The 21,298-nt window shown below is 62.1% G+C and carries 18 protein-coding genes and 1 tRNA gene; 13 read left to right on the top strand and 6 right to left on the bottom strand.

The window, feature by feature from the left end; translation table 11 throughout:
• Nucleotides 1-7: 7 nt before the first annotated feature.
• From AC1Q61_RS07890 to AC1Q61_RS07850, 9 genes are all read left to right on the top strand, one after another.
• Nucleotides 8-1,102, top strand: coding sequence for an ABC transporter ATP-binding protein (locus tag AC1Q61_RS07890; protein WP_042921923.1), 1,095 nt, complete (start codon nucleotides 8-10; stop codon nucleotides 1,100-1,102).
• 95 nt (nucleotides 1,103-1,197) lie between these two features.
• Nucleotides 1,198-2,115 (top strand): carbohydrate kinase family protein, encoded by a 918-nt coding sequence (locus AC1Q61_RS07885; RefSeq protein WP_042921922.1) that lies wholly within the window; start codon nucleotides 1,198-1,200, stop codon nucleotides 2,113-2,115.
• 95 nt (nucleotides 2,116-2,210) lie between these two features.
• Nucleotides 2,211-4,427: an MMPL family transporter gene (locus AC1Q61_RS07880; protein ID WP_116056550.1), complete on the top strand. Its 2,217-nt coding sequence runs from the start codon at nucleotides 2,211-2,213 to the stop codon at nucleotides 4,425-4,427.
• Nucleotides 4,428-4,445: 18 nt separating this feature from the next.
• A complete protein-coding gene (locus AC1Q61_RS07875) occupies nucleotides 4,446-5,648 on the top strand; it encodes a sensor histidine kinase (RefSeq protein ID WP_215515970.1) in 1,203 nt (400 codons plus the stop codon).
• Nucleotides 5,645-6,319 (top strand): response regulator, encoded by a 675-nt coding sequence (locus tag AC1Q61_RS07870; protein WP_042921920.1) that lies wholly within the window; start codon nucleotides 5,645-5,647, stop codon nucleotides 6,317-6,319. The genes AC1Q61_RS07875 and AC1Q61_RS07870 overlap by 4 nt, the downstream gene beginning before the upstream one ends.
• 64 nt (nucleotides 6,320-6,383) lie before the next feature.
• Nucleotides 6,384-7,688: an HNH endonuclease signature motif containing protein gene (locus AC1Q61_RS07865; RefSeq protein ID WP_081558015.1), complete on the top strand. Its 1,305-nt coding sequence runs from the start codon at nucleotides 6,384-6,386 to the stop codon at nucleotides 7,686-7,688.
• A gap of 308 nt (nucleotides 7,689-7,996) precedes the next feature.
• Entirely contained in the window at nucleotides 7,997-9,124 is a 1,128-nt protein-coding gene (locus AC1Q61_RS07860; RefSeq protein ID WP_007735481.1) for an NDMA-dependent alcohol dehydrogenase, read from the top strand.
• A 36-nt stretch (nucleotides 9,125-9,160) separates the two neighbouring features.
• A complete protein-coding gene (locus tag AC1Q61_RS07855; protein WP_007735479.1) occupies nucleotides 9,161-10,000 on the top strand; it encodes a serine hydrolase domain-containing protein in 840 nt (279 codons plus the stop codon).
• Between the two features lie 128 nt (nucleotides 10,001-10,128).
• Nucleotides 10,129-10,638 (top strand): DUF3145 domain-containing protein, encoded by a 510-nt coding sequence (locus tag AC1Q61_RS07850; protein WP_003941617.1) that lies wholly within the window; start codon nucleotides 10,129-10,131, stop codon nucleotides 10,636-10,638.
• A gap of 109 nt (nucleotides 10,639-10,747) precedes the next feature.
• On the opposite strand, the gene AC1Q61_RS07845 is transcribed toward AC1Q61_RS07850, so the two are convergent.
• From AC1Q61_RS07845 to aceE, 6 genes are all read right to left on the bottom strand, one after another.
• Nucleotides 10,748-12,181, bottom strand: a complete 1,434-nt coding sequence (locus tag AC1Q61_RS07845) for an acyl-CoA carboxylase subunit beta (RefSeq protein ID WP_042921917.1) — start codon at nucleotides 12,179-12,181, stop codon at nucleotides 10,748-10,750.
• 108 nt (nucleotides 12,182-12,289) lie between these two features.
• Complete coding sequence (locus AC1Q61_RS07840; protein WP_003941591.1) at nucleotides 12,290-13,540, bottom strand: KasA/KasB family beta-ketoacyl-ACP synthase; 1,251 nt, start codon at nucleotides 13,538-13,540, stop codon at nucleotides 12,290-12,292.
• 7 nt (nucleotides 13,541-13,547) lie between these two features.
• The gene (acpM, locus tag AC1Q61_RS07835; protein ID WP_003941649.1) at nucleotides 13,548-13,823 is read right to left on the bottom strand and encodes a meromycolate extension acyl carrier protein AcpM; all 276 of its coding nucleotides are present in this window, start codon (nucleotides 13,821-13,823) and stop codon (nucleotides 13,548-13,550) included.
• Nucleotides 13,824-13,907: 84 nt separating this feature from the next.
• Nucleotides 13,908-14,816 carry an ACP S-malonyltransferase gene (locus AC1Q61_RS07830; RefSeq protein WP_003941630.1) on the bottom strand — a complete coding sequence of 303 codons (909 nt, stop codon included), beginning with the start codon at nucleotides 14,814-14,816 and terminating at the stop codon, nucleotides 13,908-13,910.
• Nucleotides 14,817-14,943: 127 nt separating this feature from the next.
• Nucleotides 14,944-16,272: a PucR family transcriptional regulator gene (locus AC1Q61_RS07825; RefSeq protein WP_003941635.1), complete on the bottom strand. Its 1,329-nt coding sequence runs from the start codon at nucleotides 16,270-16,272 to the stop codon at nucleotides 14,944-14,946.
• Between the two features lie 99 nt (nucleotides 16,273-16,371).
• Nucleotides 16,372-19,227: a pyruvate dehydrogenase (acetyl-transferring), homodimeric type gene (aceE, locus tag AC1Q61_RS07820; RefSeq protein WP_007735476.1), complete on the bottom strand. Its 2,856-nt coding sequence runs from the start codon at nucleotides 19,225-19,227 to the stop codon at nucleotides 16,372-16,374.
• 380 nt (nucleotides 19,228-19,607) lie between these two features.
• On the opposite strand from aceE, the gene AC1Q61_RS07815 reads away from it, so the two are divergent.
• From AC1Q61_RS07815 to AC1Q61_RS07800, 4 genes are all read left to right on the top strand, one after another.
• Nucleotides 19,608-20,021 (top strand): Rv2240c family protein, encoded by a 414-nt coding sequence (locus AC1Q61_RS07815; protein WP_492650866.1) that lies wholly within the window; start codon nucleotides 19,608-19,610, stop codon nucleotides 20,019-20,021.
• Nucleotides 20,022-20,198: 177 nt separating this feature from the next.
• Nucleotides 20,199-20,624 carry a DUF3052 domain-containing protein gene (locus AC1Q61_RS07810; RefSeq protein ID WP_003941575.1) on the top strand — a complete coding sequence of 142 codons (426 nt, stop codon included), beginning with the start codon at nucleotides 20,199-20,201 and terminating at the stop codon, nucleotides 20,622-20,624.
• A gap of 35 nt (nucleotides 20,625-20,659) precedes the next feature.
• Entirely contained in the window at nucleotides 20,660-21,124 is a 465-nt protein-coding gene (locus AC1Q61_RS07805) for a peroxiredoxin (protein ID WP_019748962.1), read from the top strand.
• 32 nt (nucleotides 21,125-21,156) lie between these two features.
• A tRNA-Val gene (locus AC1Q61_RS07800) sits at nucleotides 21,157-21,228 on the top strand.
• Nucleotides 21,229-21,298: the final 70 nt, after the last annotated feature.

Here is a 21,298-nt window from a genome sequence, read left to right as displayed (position 1 = left end):
GTTCGTCATGGCTGAAATCTCTTACCAGAAAGCGTCTTGCATCTACGAAGGTGCTGGGACTCTCGCTGTAGATTCACTCGATCTTGACATCAAGGACGGGGAGTTCATCGTGCTCGTCGGTCCGTCAGGTTCCGGAAAGTCCACGGCCCTGCGCATGTTGGCAGGGCTCGAGGACATCGATTCCGGTGCGATCACCATCAACGGCAAGGACATGACCGATGTCCCGTCGAAGGATCGCGACATCGCAATGGTCTTCCAGAATTACGCGCTGTACCCCAATAAAACCGTCGGCGAAAATATGGGGTTCGCGTTGAAGATGCGCGGTGTGCCCGTCGAGGAGCGTAAGAAGAAAGTTGCCGAAGCGGCCAAACTGCTTGACCTGACGGAATACCTCGACCGCAAACCGGCCAAGCTTTCCGGTGGTCAACGGCAGCGAGTTGCCATGGGCCGAGCTATCGTTCGTGAACCGCAAGTGTTCTGCATGGACGAGCCGCTCTCCAACCTCGACGCAAAGCTACGCGTCCAGACCCGCACGCAGATCGCGGCGTTGCAGCGTCGTCTCGGAACCACCACCGTCTACGTCACGCACGATCAGGTGGAAGCGATGACGATGGGTGATCGCGTGGCAGTGCTCAAGGGCGGCAAGTTGCAACAATTCGCTTCTCCGACCGAACTTTACGATCGGCCGGCCAATGCGTTTGTTGCCGGCTTCATCGGATCTCCAGGTATGAACTTGGTAACGGCGCCGGTCAGTTCGGGTGGGGTGCGTTTCGGTGACGTCGAGGTTCCGCTGGACCGCGAGCAGATGGCGGCAATCGCCGCGGCCGGTCTGGCTTCGGTCACAGTGGGAATTCGGCCCGAGCAATTCCAGGTGGTTGCTGCCGGAGACGGAATCGCAGCTCAGATCGACCTGGTAGAGGAACTGGGCAACGAGTCGTACATCTACGCACACGTGCCTGGTACCGAAGCCGACCCGATCTCGCTCGTTGCACGCACCGGCGGTCGATCGAAGCTGCAGTACGGCCAGACGCTGGGCTTCGAGCGGGTGGACGGCCTCGTTCACCTCTTCGACCCGACTACGGGTGAGCGCGTGGGTAGCTGAATCCCACCATAATCGTGACCTGCTCGGCACCCGAACTCGTTCGTGCCGAGCAGGTCACATCCATCTTCGACCGGTGAGAAGGTTAGGGTCTACCGATGAGTGATACACGCGAACGATCCGTCGTGGTGTGTGGTGAGGGACTGGTTGATCTGGTTCCGGTGGGGGAGAACTTCTCACCCAAGTTGGGCGGTGGACCGTTCAACGTTGCGGTTGCACTGGGTCGACTCGGATCCGACGTGGGATTCGTCTCTCGCTTGTCCACCGACGCCTTCGGAGATCGGATGATCGACTCGCTGGCCGCGTCCAATGTCGACACAACCGGAGTCGAACGTGGGCCCGAGCCGACAACTCTGGCCGTCGTGAACCTTGCAGCGGACGGAGGTGCGCGGTATTCCTTCTACCTCGAGGGAACGGCAGATCGACAGTTCGCGCTGCCGAAACTTCCCTCTGCCCGGGCATTCTCGTTCGGAACGCTGTCGCTGGTGCTCGAGCCCGGGGCCTCGGCCTACGAAGCTTTGCTGCACGAAGCACACGCCCGCGGTCGACTCACCATGGTCGACCCCAACATTCGTCCGGCGGTGATCTCCGACCCGGACGCGTATCGACGACGGTTTCGTTCGTGGTTGCCCGCCATCGATATTCTCAAAGTGAGCGACGACGACGCGAAGTGGTTGGGTTCGGTCGACGGCGCCGAGTGGCTCCACGAAGGCGTCGGCGCCGTCCTGCTCACCCGTGGTGGTGACGGGTTGCGGTTGATCACCGAGGAACTCGATGTTTCGGTGCCGGCGCCCGCGGTCGACGTCGCGGACACGATCGGTGCGGGCGACACCGTTCACGGAGCCCTGTTGGCCTACCTTGATCGTCACGACGCACTCGACGTCGCTGTTGTGCGTGCGTTCACCGAGGCAGATTGGTCGGCCGCGTTGACCTTTGCCGCACGCGCGGCAGCCGTCACCGTGTCACGTCCCGGGGCGGATCCGCCGTGGTCAAGGGAGTTGGGCCTGCCCGTCTAGCACTGGGGACCACCGCCCTACTGCGAGCGCAGTACGTCGAACTGCCTACCTGTGCACGATGTGCGACGGGGTCGTGTATCGGCACAGTGACACGCATGTCGATATTCCTGTACAAACTCTCGCGACTCGCGTTTCGGCGCCGTTGGGCAATGGTGGGCTTCTGGGTCGTCCTGCTGGTGGCGGGCGGAGTAGGCGCAGCAACGCTGTCCGGTCCGACCGTCAATACGTTGTCGATTCCGGGCACCGAATCACAAGCGGCGCAAGATCTTCTGGCTGAAAGATTTCCGCAATCGTCCACCGACGGAGCCAGTGCTCGCATCGTCTTCGAATCTCCGGCGGGCACGACGCTCACCGATCCGGCGATTCGACAATCCGTCAGTGACTTGGTCTCTGCGCTCGGGAAGGACCCCGAGGTTGCAGCGGTATCGGATCCGTATGCCTCCGGCGGAGTGTCGCCGACTGGGACGATCGGATACATGCAGGTCTCCTATACCGCCGACTCGATGGACTTACCGGACAGTTCGAAAGAACTGCTCGAGTCCGCCGTCCACGACGCCGCGGATTCAGGGCTGGCAGTCGATGTTGCCGGCAACGTGCTGATGGAAAGCAGCGCCGAATCGATGGGAGAGGTGATCGGAGTCGCGATCGCCGCGGTGGTGCTGACCGTCACCTTCGGTTCCTTGGTTGCGGCGGGGCTTCCCTTGATCAGCGCGTTGATCGGCATCGGCATCGCGATCTGCACGATCACAATCGCAACTGGTTTCATCGAATTAGGTTCGAGCACAACCGTCCTGGCAATGATGCTGGGGCTCGCCGTGGCGATCGACTATTCGCTCTTCATCGTCTCGCGCTACCGCTCCGAACTACGTGACGGACATGATCCAGAAATTGCTGCGGGCCGCGCAGCGGGGACTGCGGGTTCGGCCGTAGTGTTCGCGGGGTTGACGGTGCTCATCGCATTGGCAGGACTGTTCGTCGTGAACATCCCGTTCCTGACGAGCATGGGTCTGGCTGCAGCATTCGCAGTTGCTGTTGCAGTGGTGATTTCACTGACGCTGCTGCCCGCCACACTCGGATTTGCAGGGTCGCGCGTCATGAGTCGGTCTGATCGTCGACTGCTGGCGTCCGGCGGTGAACTGACACACCGGAAACAGTCGGAGGGGGCGGGCTCGCGATGGGCCAAGTTCGTGATCCGGCGTCGAGTTCCGGTTTTGCTCGCGTCAGTCCTCGGGCTGGGATTGCTGGCGATCCCCACATTCGGAATCAACCTGAGTTTGGCGAGCCCACCAGTGCCCGACACAACTGCCGCCAGGGCTACCGACCGACTATCCGAGGGGTTCGGTGCCGGGTTCAGCGGTCCGCTCATGGTGGTCGTCGACGTTGCCGACGCCGCAGATCCGGCAGCGGCATTGAGCGGCGCCCAGGAAAAGCTCGGCGCTCTGCCCGACGTAGCGGCAGTGACGCCGCCAGCACTCAATCAGGCCGGCGATACAGCAGTCATCACGGTGGTTCCCTCGAGTGGCCCGGAAACCGAGGCAACAAAGGCGCTCGTCGCAGATATACGTGAGGTCGCCGGATCACTGACCGACGAGACCGGAGCCACGATGTCGGTCACCGGTCAGACAGCGTTGACGATCGACGTTTCGGATCGCCTGGCCGACGCCCTGGTTCCCTACCTCGCATTGGTCGTCGGCCTCGCCTTCATCCTCCTGATGTTGGTGTTCCGCTCGATCTTGGTACCACTCAAGGCAACTCTCGGATTTCTGCTCTCGATCGGTGCGACGTTCGGTGTGCTGGTCGCGATCTTCCAGTGGGGTTGGTTCGCCGGCATTCTCGGAATCGAAGGTCAAACCGGATCAGTTGTGGCGATGTTGCCCATCTTCATGATTGGCATCGTCTTCGGGTTGGCGATGGACTACCAGGTGTTCCTGGTGACCAGAATGCGTGAAGCGTTCGTCCACGGTGACGGACCGGATGAAGCAGTCGTGAAGGGCTTCGACCAGGGCGCGCGAGTGGTCACGGCCGCGGCGCTGATCATGATCGCCGTTTTCGCGGGCTTCATCTTCGGCGGCGACGCCTTCATCATGCAGATCGGACTCGGACTCTCGTTCGCGGTTCTGTTCGACGCCTTCGTGATTCGTATGACCGTCGTACCGGCCGTCATGTCCCTGTTGGGCTCGAGGGCATGGTGGTTCCCCTCATGGCTGGACCGGTTGGTCCCGAACGTCGATGTCGAGGGGGAGCAGTTGACTGCGCTGCTCGCAGATTCGAAGGAATCCAGTGAACCCACGAGCGACAAGTTGTCGGTGTGACCCGGATACGGTAGATCGATGACTTCGACATCGACGTGGGGTCGATGGTGTGCGGAACACCCGCGCACCATCGACCTGGCACTGGCGATTCTCGTGCTCCTTGCCACGTGGACGGCGCACCGCATCGCGCTCGACGGCAATGACACCCGCGAGGTCACGGTTGTGGGAGTGCTTGTAACAGCGATCGCAGCGGCAACCATCGTGTTCCGAAGGCGCTATCCGTTCTCGGCACTGGCGGTGGCAGTACTCCTCGGCGTATTGATGATTGCACTGTCAGCGCCGCCGAATGCCGGCACAGGTTCCGCAGCGATGGTGTGCCTCTACTACGTTGCCAGCACGAGTGACCGCCGGAGGACCTTCTTCGCAGCGGCGAGCACAGTCAGCTCGCTGATGCTCGTCACGATCTTCCTGGGAGTGGGGAACAATCTCCTGCAGGAGGCACTGGGGTTGTTGGCTTGGTTGCTGATGGCAAGTTTTGCCGGCGCCGAGGTCCGTTCTCGCCGAGCCTATCTGGAGTCCGTCGAGGCGCGCGCGGTGCAAGCGGAAAGAATGCGCGAGGACGAGGCCCGACACCGCGTCGTCGAAGAAAGGATGCGGATTGCGCGAGACCTGCACGACGTTGTCGCGCACCACATTGCCTTGGTCAACCTGCAAGTCGGGGTCGCGTCGCACTTGATCGGGAAAGACCCGGAGAAGGCGACGACTGCACTACGCGGAGTGGAGGAAACGTCCAAGGCGGCACTCGATGAAGTTCGGGCCACGGTCGGAGTTCTCCGTGATGCTCAGGACGGTGATCGCTCGATGAAGCCGGCTCCGGGGCTTTCGGATCTACCGGCACTGGTGGATCAATTCGTCAGTGCGGGAATGGAAATCGAAGTGCGCGCTGTGGGTTCGCTGCGCCCTCTCGGGCCAGCAGTAGACCTCACGGCGTACCGAATTATCCAGGAAGCACTCGTGAATGCGAGCAAGCATGCGTTGCCAGGGGCCGTCACCGTGTCGTTGTCGTACGAAGCCGAGGTTCTGGTGCTGTCGGTCGAAAACTCCGGAACGGCAGTGCCTTCGACGTCACCGCCCGGGTACGGACTGCTGGGAATGAAGGAGAGGGCACAGGCAATGGGAGGCGAGGTCTCAGCAGGATTCCGCGCGGACGGGGGATTTCGTGTGGACGCCCAACTGCCGCTTGTCTCGGTGTCCAGGGGTTCGGAGAGTGGGGAGTCGTGAGTATTCGGGTGGTAGTGGCAGACGATCAGGCGCTCTTCCGTCAAACGCTTGCGCTGCTGATCGGTTCGGAAGAGGACATGGAGGTGGTCGCCGAGGCGGCAGACGGAGAGCAGGCATTCCAGGCGGCGATCGAGCACCGACCCGACGTTGTATTGATGGACATTCGAATGCCAGGCACCAGCGGAGTCGAAGCGACCGCCATGATTGCCGATCATCCGGATTTGACCGACGTGCGCGTGTTGATCCTTACCACCTTCGAAGTGGATGAGCATGTGGCACAGGCGATCCGGGCTGGAGCCAGCGGCTTCATCGGCAAAGGAATCCGAGCGGAGGATCTACTCGATGCTGTTCGGACGGTCGCAGGTGGGAACTCTTTGCTGTCGCCGATTGCGACCAGCGCGTTGATTTCTCGGTTCCTTTCCACTCCGTCGCGGGCCGACTCGACTTCTGGGATTTTCGGTCAATTGACACCACGCGAACTCGAAGTGGTAACCCTCGTTGCCCTCGGGATGTCCAACGACGAAATCGCCGCGGAATTGGTGATCAGCGCGGTCACGGCAAAAACCCATGTGAATCGGGCGATGACGAAACTGGATGTCCGCGACCGCGCGCAACTGGTGGTTCTCGCATATCAATGCGGTGTGGTGATTCCGGGACGCTCGGTGGATTGACTCGAAAAACTCTTGACTCGAACGGGTGTTCGAGTATGATATGGGGAGGGGATCGGGGGATTCAATGAGTGTCTTGTTGTCGGATGTGGTGTCTGGTTCTGCGGTGGGGTTACGTGGACGTCTGTGGCGGTTGACTGCTGCGGAGTTGCGCGCTGCTGCTGTCGAGGCGAGTGCGGAGATTCTGCGCCTGGAAGCCGTTCGTGTTGCGGTGGTCGACGAACTCTCGTTGCGCCCGGATGATCAGGTGATTGCGAGCCGCGGTGTGGGGTCCTGGTTGGCGGCGAACACGATGTTGCAGGTTCGGGACGGGAAGAAGATCGCCGCGTTGGGCGCGGCTTTGCGGCCGCTTCCGGGTGTGGCGGCTCGGTTCGGTTGTGGGGATTGCTCCTTCGATCATGCCGTGTTGATCGTGGCGTTCTGTGAATCACCACCGAAGGGGATGCCGGAGGAGGCGCTCCCGAAGTGCATCGATTTGTTGCTCGCTGCTGCGTCGGGTGTGGAGGCGACGACGACGAAGGTGCGGAACGTGATCGCGACGTTGGAGCGGTTGTTCGAGTCGGATGAGATTCCGCCCGCCGAGGATGTCGATCTCAACGAGTTGCGGATCGCGTCGACGCTCAATGGTCGGGTGGTGGTGCGTGGGGATTTCGACGCCCTGACCGGTGAAATGTTGTTGTCGGCGTTGTCGAATCTGACGATGCCGACCCCCGCTCCGGATGGAACCCCGGATTCTCGGTCGGCGGCGAAACGCACTGCGGACGGGTTCACCGAACTGATCCGCCGTTACCTGGACTGCGCCAAAACAGGCACAGACGGTGGTCAACGCCCGCACGTGAACGTGCACATCAACGCTCGGGATCTCGCTGAGCATCGGGACTGCGCCGCGACACCCTCCACTGCTGATGACGGAATGGCTGTGTCGGATCTCGATGTCGGGCACATGCCCTGGCTCGGACCGCTGTCGGTGTCGCAGACCAGGCTTCTCGGGTGTGATTGTTTCCTGTCCACGGTTCTGCTCGACGATCACGGCGCACCGCTCGATGCGAAACCCGGAAAACGATTGGTCACCCCCGAACAGCGAGTGGCGTTGATCGCCCGAGACAGGGGCTGCGCGTTCCCGGGGTGTTCATGTGTGCCTGCCTGGACGGATGCGCACCATATCCGGCACTGGGCCAACGGTGGCCCGACGGTGATGAACAACCTTGTCCTGCTGTGCCGTTCGCACCACCGGTTGATGCACCGGAAATCAGGGTTCGTCGGGAAGTGGGCGATTCGGATCGGTGTCGACAACAAACCCTGGTTCATCCCACCACCCTCGATCGACCCCGGCCAGCAACCGCGGCCGGCGAACACCACCTTCAAAACCTGAGGACGAACCTCAGATGCACCAGAACATGCCCAGGTCTGTTTCAGACCCGCTGCTCTGTGTCCGACCGATTGGTGGGGGGTGGAGTCGAATGGTTGCGTGCTTTCGGGGCGGCTCTACTTTCGGGTGCCCGTGTGGCCTGTCCCACTCAGTGGGTCATTATTCCGTTGTTGCCGCGCCGGTTGTGCCAGGTCATTTGGACGTCTGACCTGCAGTGCAAAATCTTTCGTTAGAACACGTTCCAATTTCGCAGATTTGTGGCTATGGTCACAGAGATAGATGCGGGTGTGCGAATGAAAGGGTGAAGTGACGTGAAGACCAAGGGTGCAATCCTGTGGGGCCTCAATGAAAAGTGGTCCGTCGAGGAGATCGAGATCGGTGAGCCGGTAGCCGGCGAAGTTCAGATTCGCATGGAAGCGGCCGGAATGTGCCACTCCGATCACCACATCGTCACCGGCGCGACCCCGATGCCGTCGTTCCCCGTCATGGGTGGGCACGAGGGTTCGGGCGTCATCACCAAGCTCGGCCCGGAGGTCAAGGGTCTGGAGGTCGGCGACCACGTCGTTCTGTCCTTCATTCCGGCTTGTGGAACCTGTCCGGCGTGTTCGGCCGGTCATCAGAACCTGTGTGACCTCGGGATGGGCCTCCTCAGCGGCCAGGCCATCAGTGACGGCACTTACCGGATCCAGGCTCGCGGCGAAAACGTGATCCCGATGTGCCTGCTAGGGACGTTCTCGCCCTACATGGTCGTGAACCAGTCGTCAGTGGTGAAGATCGACAAGGACATTCCGTTCGAGGTTGCCGCACTCGTCGGTTGCGGCGTTCCGACCGGTTGGGGATCGGCAACCCACATCGCCGATGTGAAGCCCGGCGAAGACGTTGTGATCATGGGTGTCGGCGGCGTCGGTATCAGTGCGCTACAGGGTGCAGTTGCATCGGGCGCCCGGTACATCTTTGCCATCGACCCCGTGCCGTGGAAGCGTGAGCAGGCTCTGAAGTTCGGCGCAACGCACGCTTTCGAAAGCGCTGCCGCTGCCATTCAGCCGATCATCGACGCTACGTATGGCCGCATGGCACAGAAGACGATCATCACCGTCGGCGAAATGAGGGGTGAGTACGTCGAAGAAGCGATGATTCTGACGGCAAAGGCCGGCCGTTGTGTCGTCACCGCAATGGGGCACCTGACGGACATGGATGTGAAGCTGAACCTGTTCCTGATGGCGATGCTTCAGAAGGACCTTCAGGGCAACATTTTCGGCGGTGGCAACGCTCGCCAGGACGTGCCGAACCTCCTCGCGATGTACAAGGCAGGCAAGCTGAACCTCGACGACATGGTGACTCGGACCTACACGCTCGAAGGCGTGAACGACGGCTACCAGGACATGTTGGATGGCAAGAACATCCGCGGCGTCATCCGCTACACCGAAGCTGACTGGTGATCGGAAGCGCAACTCTTGTGCCAGTAGTCTGATCGGGTGCCCAGTACTCACAGTCTCGACGTAATCCAGCAGTGGCCGGTCGACAATGCGGCAGCGGTCGTCCTCTCCGGGAAGAATCCCGGTGAGGGCGACCGCATTCGTGGTTTCAGTGGCGACCAGGCGCATGTTTTCCCCCTGGCTTCGGTGACAAAACTGTTGTGCGCCTACGCGATTCTCGTGGCAGTGGAGGAGGGGGCGGTCGAGTTGGATGGGCCGGCCGGGCCTGAGGGGTCGACCGTTCGTCATCTCCTCGCACATGCTTCGGGATTGGCATTCGCCGAACGTGTTGTTCAGGCGCCGGTGGCGTCGAAGCGGATCTACTCGAGTGCGGGGTTCGAGGTGCTTGCCGAGTTGGTTTCCCGGGAGACCGAGATCGAATTTGCCGACTATCTGGCCGAGGCGGTGTTCGCGCCGTTGGCGATGACCAGCGCGGCTCTTGTCGGTCCGGCCGGTCACGGTGCGCAGGCATCGGCAGACGACTTGGCCAAGTTCGCGGCTGAACTGCTCTCGCCGACTCTGGTCTCGGCGCAGACGTTCGCAGAGGCGACAACTGTGCAGTTCCCGGGGCTCAACGGAATTCTTCCGGGCTACGGCTCTCAGCGCCCCAACGACTGGGGGCTCGGATTCGAAATTCGGGGCGACAAGCGTCCGCATTGGACCGGTCTCGAGAACTCGGCCGCTACCTTCGGTCATTTCGGCCAGTCCGGGACGTTTCTGTGGGTCGATCCCACGATCGATACTGCGTGCGTCGTGCTTACCGATCGCGATTTCGGTGATTGGGCCAAGCCTTTGTGGACCGAATTGTCGGATGGCGTGGTCGGTGAAGTTTCGCGGTAGAGCACAATTTTCTCTCCTTCCACTGGCGCAACACGGGTAACACAAGGCACACTGTTCAATCGAGCGTGCTGCACGAACTCGACAGAGGTCGTTGGGGAAGACGTCCCTCGTCGAAGCAGGAGGCTCGAGTGCGCGAAATGAATCAATTCGCGGACGTGACGACTGGTGTGGTTTACATCCACTCGTCGCCCGCGGCGCTGTGCCCGCACGTGGATTGGGCTTTGTCCGCCACGTTGGACAGCCCTGCCAAGCTCAGATGGACCTCACAGCCTGCCTACGACGGGCTTCTGCGTGCGACGACGGACTGGACGGGTCCCGTCGGAACCTGTGCCCGCCTGGTCGACTCGCTACGCGCGTGGCCGATGTTGCGGTTCGAGGTCACCGAGGACCCGAGCCACGGCGTCGACGGCGAACGGTACAGCCATGTGCCCGGTCTGGGCCTGTGGCGCGGATCCACCAGTGCGAACGGTGATGTCGTCGTAGGGGAGATGAAACTGCGGTCCATCATGAATTCCGGTGGAGACATCGCCGCGGAGATCGATCGGGCGATAGGCGCACCGTGGGACGAGGAACTCGAACCCTTCCGGAGTTCAGGCGAAGGTGCCGAAGTGACATGGCTGCGAAGGCGTGTCAGCTGACCGAGGTCCATCCTGAACCCTGAGCGCTCTCGCGGCTTGAACGACAAAGACTCGAATGACAAACGTGGGCCCGCCGTATCGGCGAGGCCCACCTTGCTGTCCAGGGTTGTCAGAGCGGAATGTTCTTGTGCCGCGCGCGGACAGATGGTGCAGACGCGAGGGCAGCGGTCACGATGCTGCGAGTCTTCGCCGGGTCGATTTCCTCGTCGACGACGCCGATTTCGACAGCGCGGTCGACGCCGCCTGCGATCGCCTCGTGTTCGGCGGCGAGACGGTCGTGCAATGCTTCACGCTCGTCGTCCGGTGCAGCTGCGAGGGCCCGCTTGTGCAGGATGCCGACAGCAGCCTTCGCACCCATCACGGCTACTTCGGAGTTGGGCCAAGCGAATACGGCAGTGGCTCCCAGTGCTCGCGAGTTCATCGCGATGTAGGCGCCGCCGTAGATCTTTCGAGTGACGACGGTGACGCGGGGGACCGTTGCCTCGGCGAAGGCGTGAAGTAACTTCGCTCCGCGTCGGACAACGCCTTCCCACTCCATCGAGACGCCCGGCAAATACCCGGGAACATCGACGACGACCACGAGCGGCACGCCGAATGCGTTGCACAGTCGCACGAATCGAGCGGCCTTCTCTGCACTTTCGGAGTTCAGGCACCCCCCGAGTCGCAGTGGGTTGTTCGCAATGACGCCAACGGTGCGTCCGGCCATCCGGCCGAAACCGGTGACGATGCTCCGTGCGTAATTGCCTTGCAGTTCTTCGAAACTCGACTCGCCTTCGACGTTGTCGAGCATTTCGTGAACGATGGGACGAACGTCGTATGCACGTTTTGCGGACGCAGGCATCATGGCGCGCAGATCGCTGTCGCCGAGTTCCGCTGCCCGCTGATCGAATTCGCCCTGCTCGCACATCATCGAGACCAGGCGTCGTGCGCGGTGCAATGCGTCGGCCTCGTCGTGTGCGGCGATGTGCGCGACACCCGACTTCTTGGTGTGTGTGTCCGGACCGCCGAGTGACACCATGTCGACCTGTTCGCCGGTGACACTACGAACTACGTCTGGGCCGGTGACGAACACTCGGCCTTCCGGCGCCATGATCACGACATCGGTGAGGGCTGGACCGTATGCGGCTCCACCAGCCGCGAAGCCGAGCACGACGGAAATTTGAGGTATGAGACCCGACGCGCGGACCATGGCCTCGAAGACCAGTCCGACGGCGTGGAGCGCCTCGACGCCTTCAGCCAGACGCGCGCCACCGGAGTGCCAGAGGCCCACGACGGGGGACTCTTCCTCGATGGCGGTATCGATGGCTTTGACGAGGTGTTTGCAACCGTCGACGCCCATGGCGCCACCCATGACAGTGGCGTCGGAGCAGTATGCGATGGTGCGGACGCCGTCGATGTTTCCGGACGCAGCGAGCACACCGGACTTGTCACGGGCGTGGAGCGGCACTGTTGTGCCGGGGTCGAACAGATTTTCCAGGCGCGCAAGAGGATCGCGCGGGTCTGTCGATGATTCGGACTTTGTCACGGGGGCCAGGATGGTCATCGCGTCCTCCTTCAGTACGAGCCTTGGGTGGAACGAAAGGTCGGTGTTGTGCGCGGGTGACGTTGTGTTGCAACGACACCCGCGGACAGGTGCAAACCGCGGTTCGGGCTAGGCCCGACCGAAGGCGAGCGCGACATTGTGCCCACCGAAACCGAACGAGTTGTTCAGTGCGAAATCGAAAGAGCCGGTTCGGGGTTCACCCTTGACGACATCGAGATCGATTTCTGGATCCTGGCTGTCAACATTGAGCGTGGGCGGGATGATCCCGTCACGCACTGCCAGAACCGTGAGGACTGATTCGAGGGCGCCGACAGCGCCGATCGAGTGTCCCAGCGCGGATTTCGGGCCGTACACCGCAGCGTGATTGCCGACCGCTGCGTTGATTGCCTTTGCCTCTGCGATGTCACCGATCGGCGTCGCAGTGGCGTGGGCGTTGATGTGCTTGATGTCGGACTTCGTCAGTCCGGCCATCTCGATTGCTCGGGTCATGGCTCGCGCCGCGCCCAGGCCTTCCGGATGCGGTGCCACGATGTGGTACCCGTCCGAAGTGATTCCGGAACCAAGCAGGCGGGCGTGAATCGTTGCCCCGCGTGCCTTTGCGTGCTCCTCGGTTTCGAGGATCATCAAGGCGCCGGCTTCGCCGAAGACAAATCCGTCGCGGTCCTTGTCGAAAGGACGTGAAGCTGCGGCCGGATTGTCGTTGTTGGTGCTCATCGCACGCATCATGGCGAAGCTCGCGATCGGAACGGCGTCGATGAAGCTCTCGACTCCACCAGCCACAACCATGTCCGCGTCACCCATGACAAGCATGCGGTGAGCGTGAGCAATTGCCTCGGAACCTGATGAACATGCCGACACCGGAGTGATGACGCCACCGCGGGCCCCGAGTTCGAGTCCGACCGTTGCGGCCGGTCCGTTGGGCATGACCATCTGCACCGAGAACGGGGACACCTTGCGGTATCCGCCGCCACGGAGCTTGTCGACGGCGTCGATGAGCGTGTCGCCGCCGCCGAGTCCGGTGCCGATGACAACGGCCAGGCGGTCCTGATCGACTTCAGGGCTGCCGGCGTTGCTCCAGACCGTGCGACTCAACGTGAGGGCAAGGCGTTCCACCCAGCTCATCCGTCGAATTTCGACGCGGGACAAGCCCTCGTCCGGTGAAACCTTCAGGTGCCCGCCGATGCGAATGGGAAGGTCGAACTCGTCGATGAACGGGTCATCGAGGATTCCGATGCCGCTTTCGCCGGCGAGTAGCGCCTTCCACGTGCCATCCACATCACCAGCCACCGAGGTCGACGTCGCGAGGCTCGTGACGACGATGTCGGGGAATTTCCCTTTGCGGGTAGAAGCGGAAGTCACGGTCGGCTCACTCTGCGTTCTTGGCTTCGGCGCCTTCGGCTTCGAGCTTCTGGATGTACGCGACGATGTCGCCGACGGTGCGCAGACCTGCAAGATCCTCGTCGGGGACCTTCACGCCGTACTTGTCTTCGGTCTGAACGGCGATCTCGACCATGGACAGGGAGTCGATATCGAGGTCGTCCACGAAGGACTTGTCAACGGTGACCTCGGAAGGCTCGATACCGGTGACCTCCTCCACGATCTGGCCGAGTTCCGCGATGATTTCTTCCTGAGTGTGGGCCACTGGTGTGGCTCCCTTCTTGATCGATTGAGGTGGGGTGAAACGTCCGGCCGCCGTTCGGGCTGATCGGCCGGGTGGGCGTCCGAGCTAGGTCAGCTCGGACAGTGCGGAGATATCCTCCGGGTTCTTGAGGGCCACCGTCGGTGTGCCACGCATTTCACGCTTGGCAATTCCGACGAGGGTTCCGGCCGGCGGGAGTTCCACGATCGCGCTGACTTCTGCTGTCCGCAACGACGCGGAGCAGAGGTCCCAACGAACGGGGCGGGTTACCTGCGCGGCAAGCTTGGTGAGGGCGTCGGCGCCCGAGGAGACGGGTGCGCCATCCGAGTTGGAAAGCAGCGTGCGCGTCGGATCGGAAGGGGTGATCTTGGCGGCAGCAGCTGCGACGGCGTCCTGCGCCGGCGCCATGAAGCGGGTGTGGAAAGCTCCGGCGACGGGTAGTGCGCGGACTCGGGCCTTTTCGGGTGCGTTTGCTGCGAGTTCTTCGAGCGCGGTGAGCAGTCCGGCCGCCACGATCTGGCCGGCCGCATTGCGGTTGGCTGCTTCCAGCCCGAGTTCTTCGATTCGTGCGAGCACTTCGGCTTCGTCTCCACCGAGAACGGCTGACATGCCCGTGGGCTCGAGCGAACAAGCCTTGGCCATCTCGGCGCCACGGAGGGCGGCAAGCGCGACCGCGTCGTCAGCGGAAATAACACCGGCGACCGCAGCAGCGGCAAGCTCACCCACCGAATGGCCGGCAGCGATGACGTCGGCGCCGAGGAGCCCACGTGATTCGATTTCCTCGTATGCCAGCAGAGCAGCGGCAACGACGAGGGGCTGGGTTACCGAGGTGTCGGTGATTTCTTCGGCGGTCGCGGTCGTGCCGAGTCGGACGAGGTCCAGGCCGGCTGCCTTCGACCACACTTCGAGGCGGTCTTGTGCTCCGGGCAGTGCCAGCCAGGGGCTGAGCATGCCGGGTGTCTGAGAGCCCTGTCCCGGGGCGAGCAACGAAATCACTTATTAAGAGAACACCGCCGCGAGCGACCTGCGAGATGTCGGTCGCGATGAACTCTGGCGAAGTGTTTTGTAGGGTTCCCACAAAATCCCACGTCGCGCTCGGCCATCGAAATTGGACGCTCAGGGGTTACAGGTTTGTTTGTCCGGATGTTAAAGATGTGACTGAAGTAACCGAATTGTTCGATTTGAGATCGATTTGTGTCAATCGGCCCACGGTAGCGGCGATCCGTAGTACATACGCGTCGCGTGGATTCGTTGGATCCCGGCCGGTAACTTCGGCGATTCGCTTCAAGCGGTACCGAACGGTATTTGGATGAACAAACAGAAGACGTGCACAAGTCTCAACCGCACCTCCACAGTCGAGATAACTGTCTAAAGTATCGGTCAAGACTGTGCCGGATTCAGCTAAAGGTGCGACGAGGAAATCGCGAAGAGCCTTCACGGCAGCGGCGTCTCCCAGTAGTGCCCGTTCCGGGAGCAGTTCAGTCGCGAAAACGGGACGAGGTGCGCCGCGCCACCCGGCAACAGCCTTGATTCCCGCCAGAGCTTCGGACGCACTGAAGTGCGCTGCGCTCAACGAGGGTGTCGTCGGGCCGATCACCACCGGCTCGTCGGCGAAACTCATGAGCAGGTCTTGAAGGAATTGGCTGCCTTCCGTCTTACTGCTCAGCTCGCCGCTGACGATCATCACCAGTCGCGGACCCTGCACCACGGCGAGAACAGCGCGCCCGTGCGCGGCGGCAGTCGCGTGGACGGTGCCGGCAACCGAGACCCGCTCGTCCGGCGGGGGAGACCCGACGATGACGGTGGCCGGAGCCGTGGCGTCCCAGTTCAACGTGGCTGCGCGGGAGAGCATGTCCGATCCGGTGTCTCCCTGCACGACGGCGTCGACGACGAGCGCTTCCAGCCGCGTGTCCAGGGCGCCTCGCGACTCGGCGGCGCTTGCGTACACCGTCGCTGCTGCGAAACCGAGTTCACGCCCGTAGCGCAGGACGGCTTCTGTCAGCGCGATCAGCTGCTGATCGTTGCGGGCGAGAGCCGGCAGCCATTTCTCGAAGAACTCCATCGCCACCCGGACCATGTCGACGGTCTGGCGCAGCGTGAGCTGTCGAGCAAGATCCTGAGGGATGACCGGAAACGACTCGTATCCGAAGCTGATCTCCGAGTCGAGTTGCCGCAGCCATTCCAGGAAGTTCACCACCGAGGTCTGCACCAAGAGTTGAACGTCGGCACGTTGCGACGCGTCGAGACTGTCGAAGAACGGAAGCTGCTCCTCCATCACGGTCACGGCCTCGGTGGAGAGCCGACCGGAGAACTGTTTGACGCGGCGGAGCAAGGCTTCTGGAAGTGGATCGCGAACCTGACGACGGCGGGCGAGTACAGCCTGCAACCCGGACGACTGTGGTCGAGTGCGGCGTACGCCCTCTTCGGGTTTCTCGGGATCAGGTTCGGGCATGAGAAAAACCTACGCCCATCGCCGCAGCGGATGTCGAGATGACACCCGCGGCGATGGGCGTAGGTCTGTTTTCGATCGCTGGGACTGTTGCCCTACGACTTAGGCGCTACCGGTGTCCCCGGTCTGCTCGGGAGCAGCATTCACGTCGTCGATGCGGTATCGGCTCGCTGCTTCGACGGCCTTCGACCGCTCGATCGATCCTTCCTTCGCCAAACCGATCAGCACGGCAACGACGATGGACTCGGCATCGACGTTGAAGTAGCGACGCGCTGCAGTGCGGGTGTCGGAGAACCCGAACCCGTCCGTGCCGAGCGTGGTGTAGTCGCCGGGAACCCACTGACGGATTTGATCCGAGACCGCCCGCATCCAGTCCGAAGCCGCGACGACGGGGCCTTGGGCCGAGGACAACGCCGTGGTGACGAAGGGAACCGGAGCATCCTCGGACGGATTGAGCAGCGCCTGACGTTCGCATTCGACGCCTTCGCGGCGCAGCTCACCCCAGGACGTGACCGACCAGACGTCGGCCGAGACGCCCCATTCGTCGGCGAGCAGCTTCTGCGCACGCAGACCCTCGGGCATCGCGACACCGGAGACGAGGATCTGTGCCTTCGGGCCGGCTGCTTCGGACGTCTTGTAGAGGTAGATGCCCTTGAGCAAGCCCTCGACGTCGAGACCTTCGGGCTCGGCCGGCTGAACGTACGGCTCGTTGTAGATGGTCAGGTAGTAGAAGATGTTCTCGCCACCGAAACCGTCGACGCCCTCGGTGCCGCCGTACATGCGCCGCAAGCCGTCCTTGACGATGTGCGCCAACTCGTACGAGAACGCGGCGTCGTACGTGACAGCGGCCGGGTTGGTCGATGCCAGGAGCAGCGAGTGTCCGTCGGCGTGCTGGAGACCTTCACCGGTCAGAGTGGTACGACCGGCGGTCGCGCCGAGAACGAATCCGCGAGCCATCTGGTCGGCGGCCGCCCACAGGCCGTCGCCGGTGCGCTGGAAACCGAACATCGAGTAGAAGATGTACAGCGGAATCATCGGTTCACCGTGGGTGGCGTAGGACGTGCCGACTGCGGTGAACGATGCCGTCGAACCGGCCTCGTTGATGCCCTCGTGCAGGATCTGGCCGATCGGGCTCTCCTTGTAGGCGAGCATGAGTTCGGCGTCGACGGAGGTGTAGAGCTGTCCGTTGCGGTTGTAGATCTTCAGCGACGGGAACCACGAGTCCATACCGAACGTACGGGCCTCGTCCGGAATGATCGGCACGATCCGCTTGCCGATCTCCTTGTCGCGCAACAGTTCCTTGAGGATGCGCACGATCGCCATGGTGGTGGCGACTTCCTGCTTGCCCGAGCCCTTGCGGATGACGTCGTACGTCTTGTCCTCGGGGAGCTTGAGCGGAGCAGCGTCGGTGTTGCGGGAAGGCAGGAACCCGCCGAGTGCTTTGCGACGGTCGAGCATGTACTTGATCTCGGGAGCGTCCGCGCCCGGGTGGTAGTACGGAGGCAGGTACGGATCCTTCTCGAGCTCGGCATCCGAGATCGGGATGTGCTGCATGTCGCGGAACGCCTTGAGATCGTCCAGCGTCAGCTTCTTCATCTGGTGTGTGGCGTTGCGGCCCTCGAAGTGCTTACCGAGGGTGTAGCCCTTGATGGTGTGCGCCAGGATGACTGTCGGCTGGCCCTTGTGTGCCATGGCCGCTGCGTAGGCGGCGTGGACCTTGCGGTAGTCGTGGCCACCGCGCTTGAGGTTCCAGATTTCCTGGTCGGTGAGGTCCTTGACCAGTTCCTTGGTGCGGGGGTCACGTCCGAAGAAGTGATCGCGTACGAACGCGCCGTCGTTGGCCTTGTACGTCTGGTAGTCACCGTCCGGCGTCACGTTCATCAGGTTGACCAGCGCGCCGTCGCGATCGGCGTGCAGCAGCGCATCCCACTCGCGGCCCCAGACGACCTTGATGACGTTCCAGCCGGCACCGCGGAAGAACGATTCCAGTTCCTGGATGATCTTTCCGTTGCCGCGGACCGGGCCGTCGAGGCGTTGGAGGTTGCAGTTCACGACGAACGTGAGGTTGTCGAGGCCTTCGGTTGCCGCGACGTGAGCGAGGCCGCGTGATTCGGGCTCGTCCATTTCGCCGTCGCCGAGGAACGCCCACACGTGCTGATCGGTGGTGTCCTTGATGCCGCGGTCGTTGAGGTAGTGGTTGAACCGGGCCTGGTAGATGGCGTTCATCGGGCCGAGGCCCATCGAGACCGTCGGGAACTCCCAGAAGTCGGGAAGCAGCCGCGGGTGCGGGTAGGACGGCAGTGCGCCGCCGAAGTCCGCGTGCGACTTCTCCTGGCGGAATCCGTCGAGCTGTTCCGCGGGGATGCGGCCCTCGAGGAAGGCGCGGGCGTAGATGCCGGGGGAGGCGTGACCCTGGATGAAGATGTGGTCGCCTCCGCCCGGGTGGTCCTTGCCGCGGAAGAAGTGATTGAAGCCGACCTCGTACAACGCTGCCGAGGATGCGTAGGTGGAGATGTGACCGCCGACGCCGACGCCCGGTCGCTGGGCGCGGTGGACCATGATCGCGGCGTTCCAACGGATCCAGGCGCGATAGCGGCGCTCGACCTCTTCGTCGCCGGGGAACCACGGCTCGTTTTCGGTCGGAATCGTGTTGACGTAGTCGGTCGAGGTGAGCGCGGGGAGTGCGACGTGCTTCTCACCGGCGCGTTCGAGCATGCGGAGCATGAGGTAGCGGGCACGCGTGGGTCCGGATCGATCCAGAAGTCCGTCGAATGATTCGAGCCATTCGGTGGTCTCGTCCGGATCGATGTCCGGCAGGTACGACGCAACACCTTCGCGAATGACGCGAACGCGACCGTCGGTTCCCCCCGGCGTGTTCGACGCGGGCGAACCCGACTCGCCGGCGGCGCCGGAATCGGCGTTCTGCCCGGACGCGGGACCCTGGATCAGGTCAGACAACGTGTGCTCCTCATTGGTTTGGGGACGCGTGGTGGGGCGTCCTTACATAGGTGATCGAGGCCTTGTTAGGTCCGACGCACTTCCATCGTGAATATGGCGCGTACCTCATCTTTCACCATCCCGGTCGGTCCGGCACACCTCGCCTCTGGTTACTCTCGGGTAGCGTTTTTCGGCGTGACGCAGGGGTGTGATGGTTCCCCGTAGTCACAGGCTTGGGGGATCGATCGGAACGTATGAAGGGGTGGGAAAAAATAAACAAAGAAATCAATTACGGCAGGGTCGGGGCGTGGGTCTCGGTCGGATCGATCGCAGTGGGACTGTCGGTGATCGTGGGATGTTCGGCGGCGGTGACCGGATCGGCAGAACCCAATGAAGCGCACGTGGCTGCATACCAATCCGAGGTGAGTATTTCGATGGCCGCCGCGTCCTCGTCGAAAGCGGCGGCAGATGCGGCAGAGGCAGCTTTCGCGATCTGTGAGGAAGCGGTCTCTCGATCGAAAAACGACGTGGTCGCGTTCAATGCCTACGTCGACGCCGGAAATCATGGTGAGACCGACCTGAGAGCCGAAGCAAGCGCTGCTGCTTCCTCGGCAAGGGAGACGGCCTCGTGGTTCGACTCGGTCTCGAGTGAACTTCCGACGCAACTTTCCGGACTGTTCGCCGAATTGGCCGCGAACCTACTTTCATCTGCTGTCGTGATCGAGAGTGATCATTCGGCCGATGAAATCAATTCGATCAGCGATACGAGCAATTCGATTCGCAAGTCGATCTTCGATGAATGTGGATCCCTGTGACCTGCGGTAATCCGCAGGCGTAAGGTTCGCCGTGTGTCAGAAGACGATCTTTGGTGAAAGTTTTCGGCGTGGTCGGCTTGCGCTAACGCCTCAGACCATGTTCGCTTTCCCTAATTGATCGTCAAACGGTAGGTGTGCGGGGTCGCCACACACCATCAACAAAAGGAGGACCCCACCGTGGTCGCCGCGGCGGATGCCCAGAACTACGCTCAGAAACTCGGGATTACCACTGACATGGTGGTGCAGGAACTGGGCTGGGATGAGGATACCGACGACGGCATTCGTGCCGCGGTTGAGGAAACCATCGGCGGGGAAATGCTCGACGAGGATTCCGACGAGGTCATCGACGTCGTGCTGCTGTGGTGGCGCGACGAGGACGGTGACCTGGTGGACGCCCTCATGGATGCCATCGGGCCCCTCGCCGACGAAGGCTTCGTGTGGGTTCTCACTCCCAAGACCGGTCTCGACGGACACGTCGAGCCCAGCGAGATCGCCGAATCGGCGCCGACTGCCGGCCTGACGCAGACATCGGCAGCCAACCTCGGTGACTGGTCGGGAAGTCGACTGGTTCAGCCGAAGGCTCGTCCGGCCAACAAGCGCTGACCCGGTCCTTTCCGCACTTTCCCAAGGAATCGCACATGCCTCTCGAAGTTGGTGCCCAGGCACCGGATTTCACCTTGAAGGACCAGAACAACCAGGAAGTTTCGCTAGCAGATTTCCGCGGTAAGAAGAACGTTCTGCTGGTCTTCTATCCGTTGGCCTTCACCGGGACTTGTCAGGGGGAACTCTGCAAGGTCCGTGACGAGCTTCCGAAGTTCGAGAACGACGACACCGCCATTCTCGCGATTTCTGTCGGTGCTTCGCCGACTCACAAGATCTGGTCAGCTGAGCAGGGATACACATTTCCCTTGCTGTCGGACTTCTGGCCGCACGGTGAGGTCGCTCAGAAGTACGAGGTGTTCAACGACAAGTTGGGCTTCGCGAATCGTGGCACCTTTGTCATCGACAAAGACGGAGTCATTCGTTTTGCCGAGATGAACGGCCCCGGAGAAGCCCGTGACCACGGACTTTGGGCAAACGCGCTTGCCGCGCTAGAGTCTTAGAGCACTCCCGGTGAGGGTCTCACCGGGAGTTCGGGCGTGTAGCTCAGTGGTAGAGCTCTGGTTTTACACACCAGCGGTCGGGGGTTCGAAACCCTCCGCGCCCACAAAAGCCCCTCATCTGCGAGTGCAGGTGAGGGGCTTTTTTGTGCCACAAATCGGCGTGGACTCGGCGGG

Source organism: Rhodococcus sp. MPR-R1B, assembly GCF_058793255.1.
Note: the sequence above shows the minus strand (reverse complement) of the source record. Positions and strands in the feature narration are given on the sequence as shown.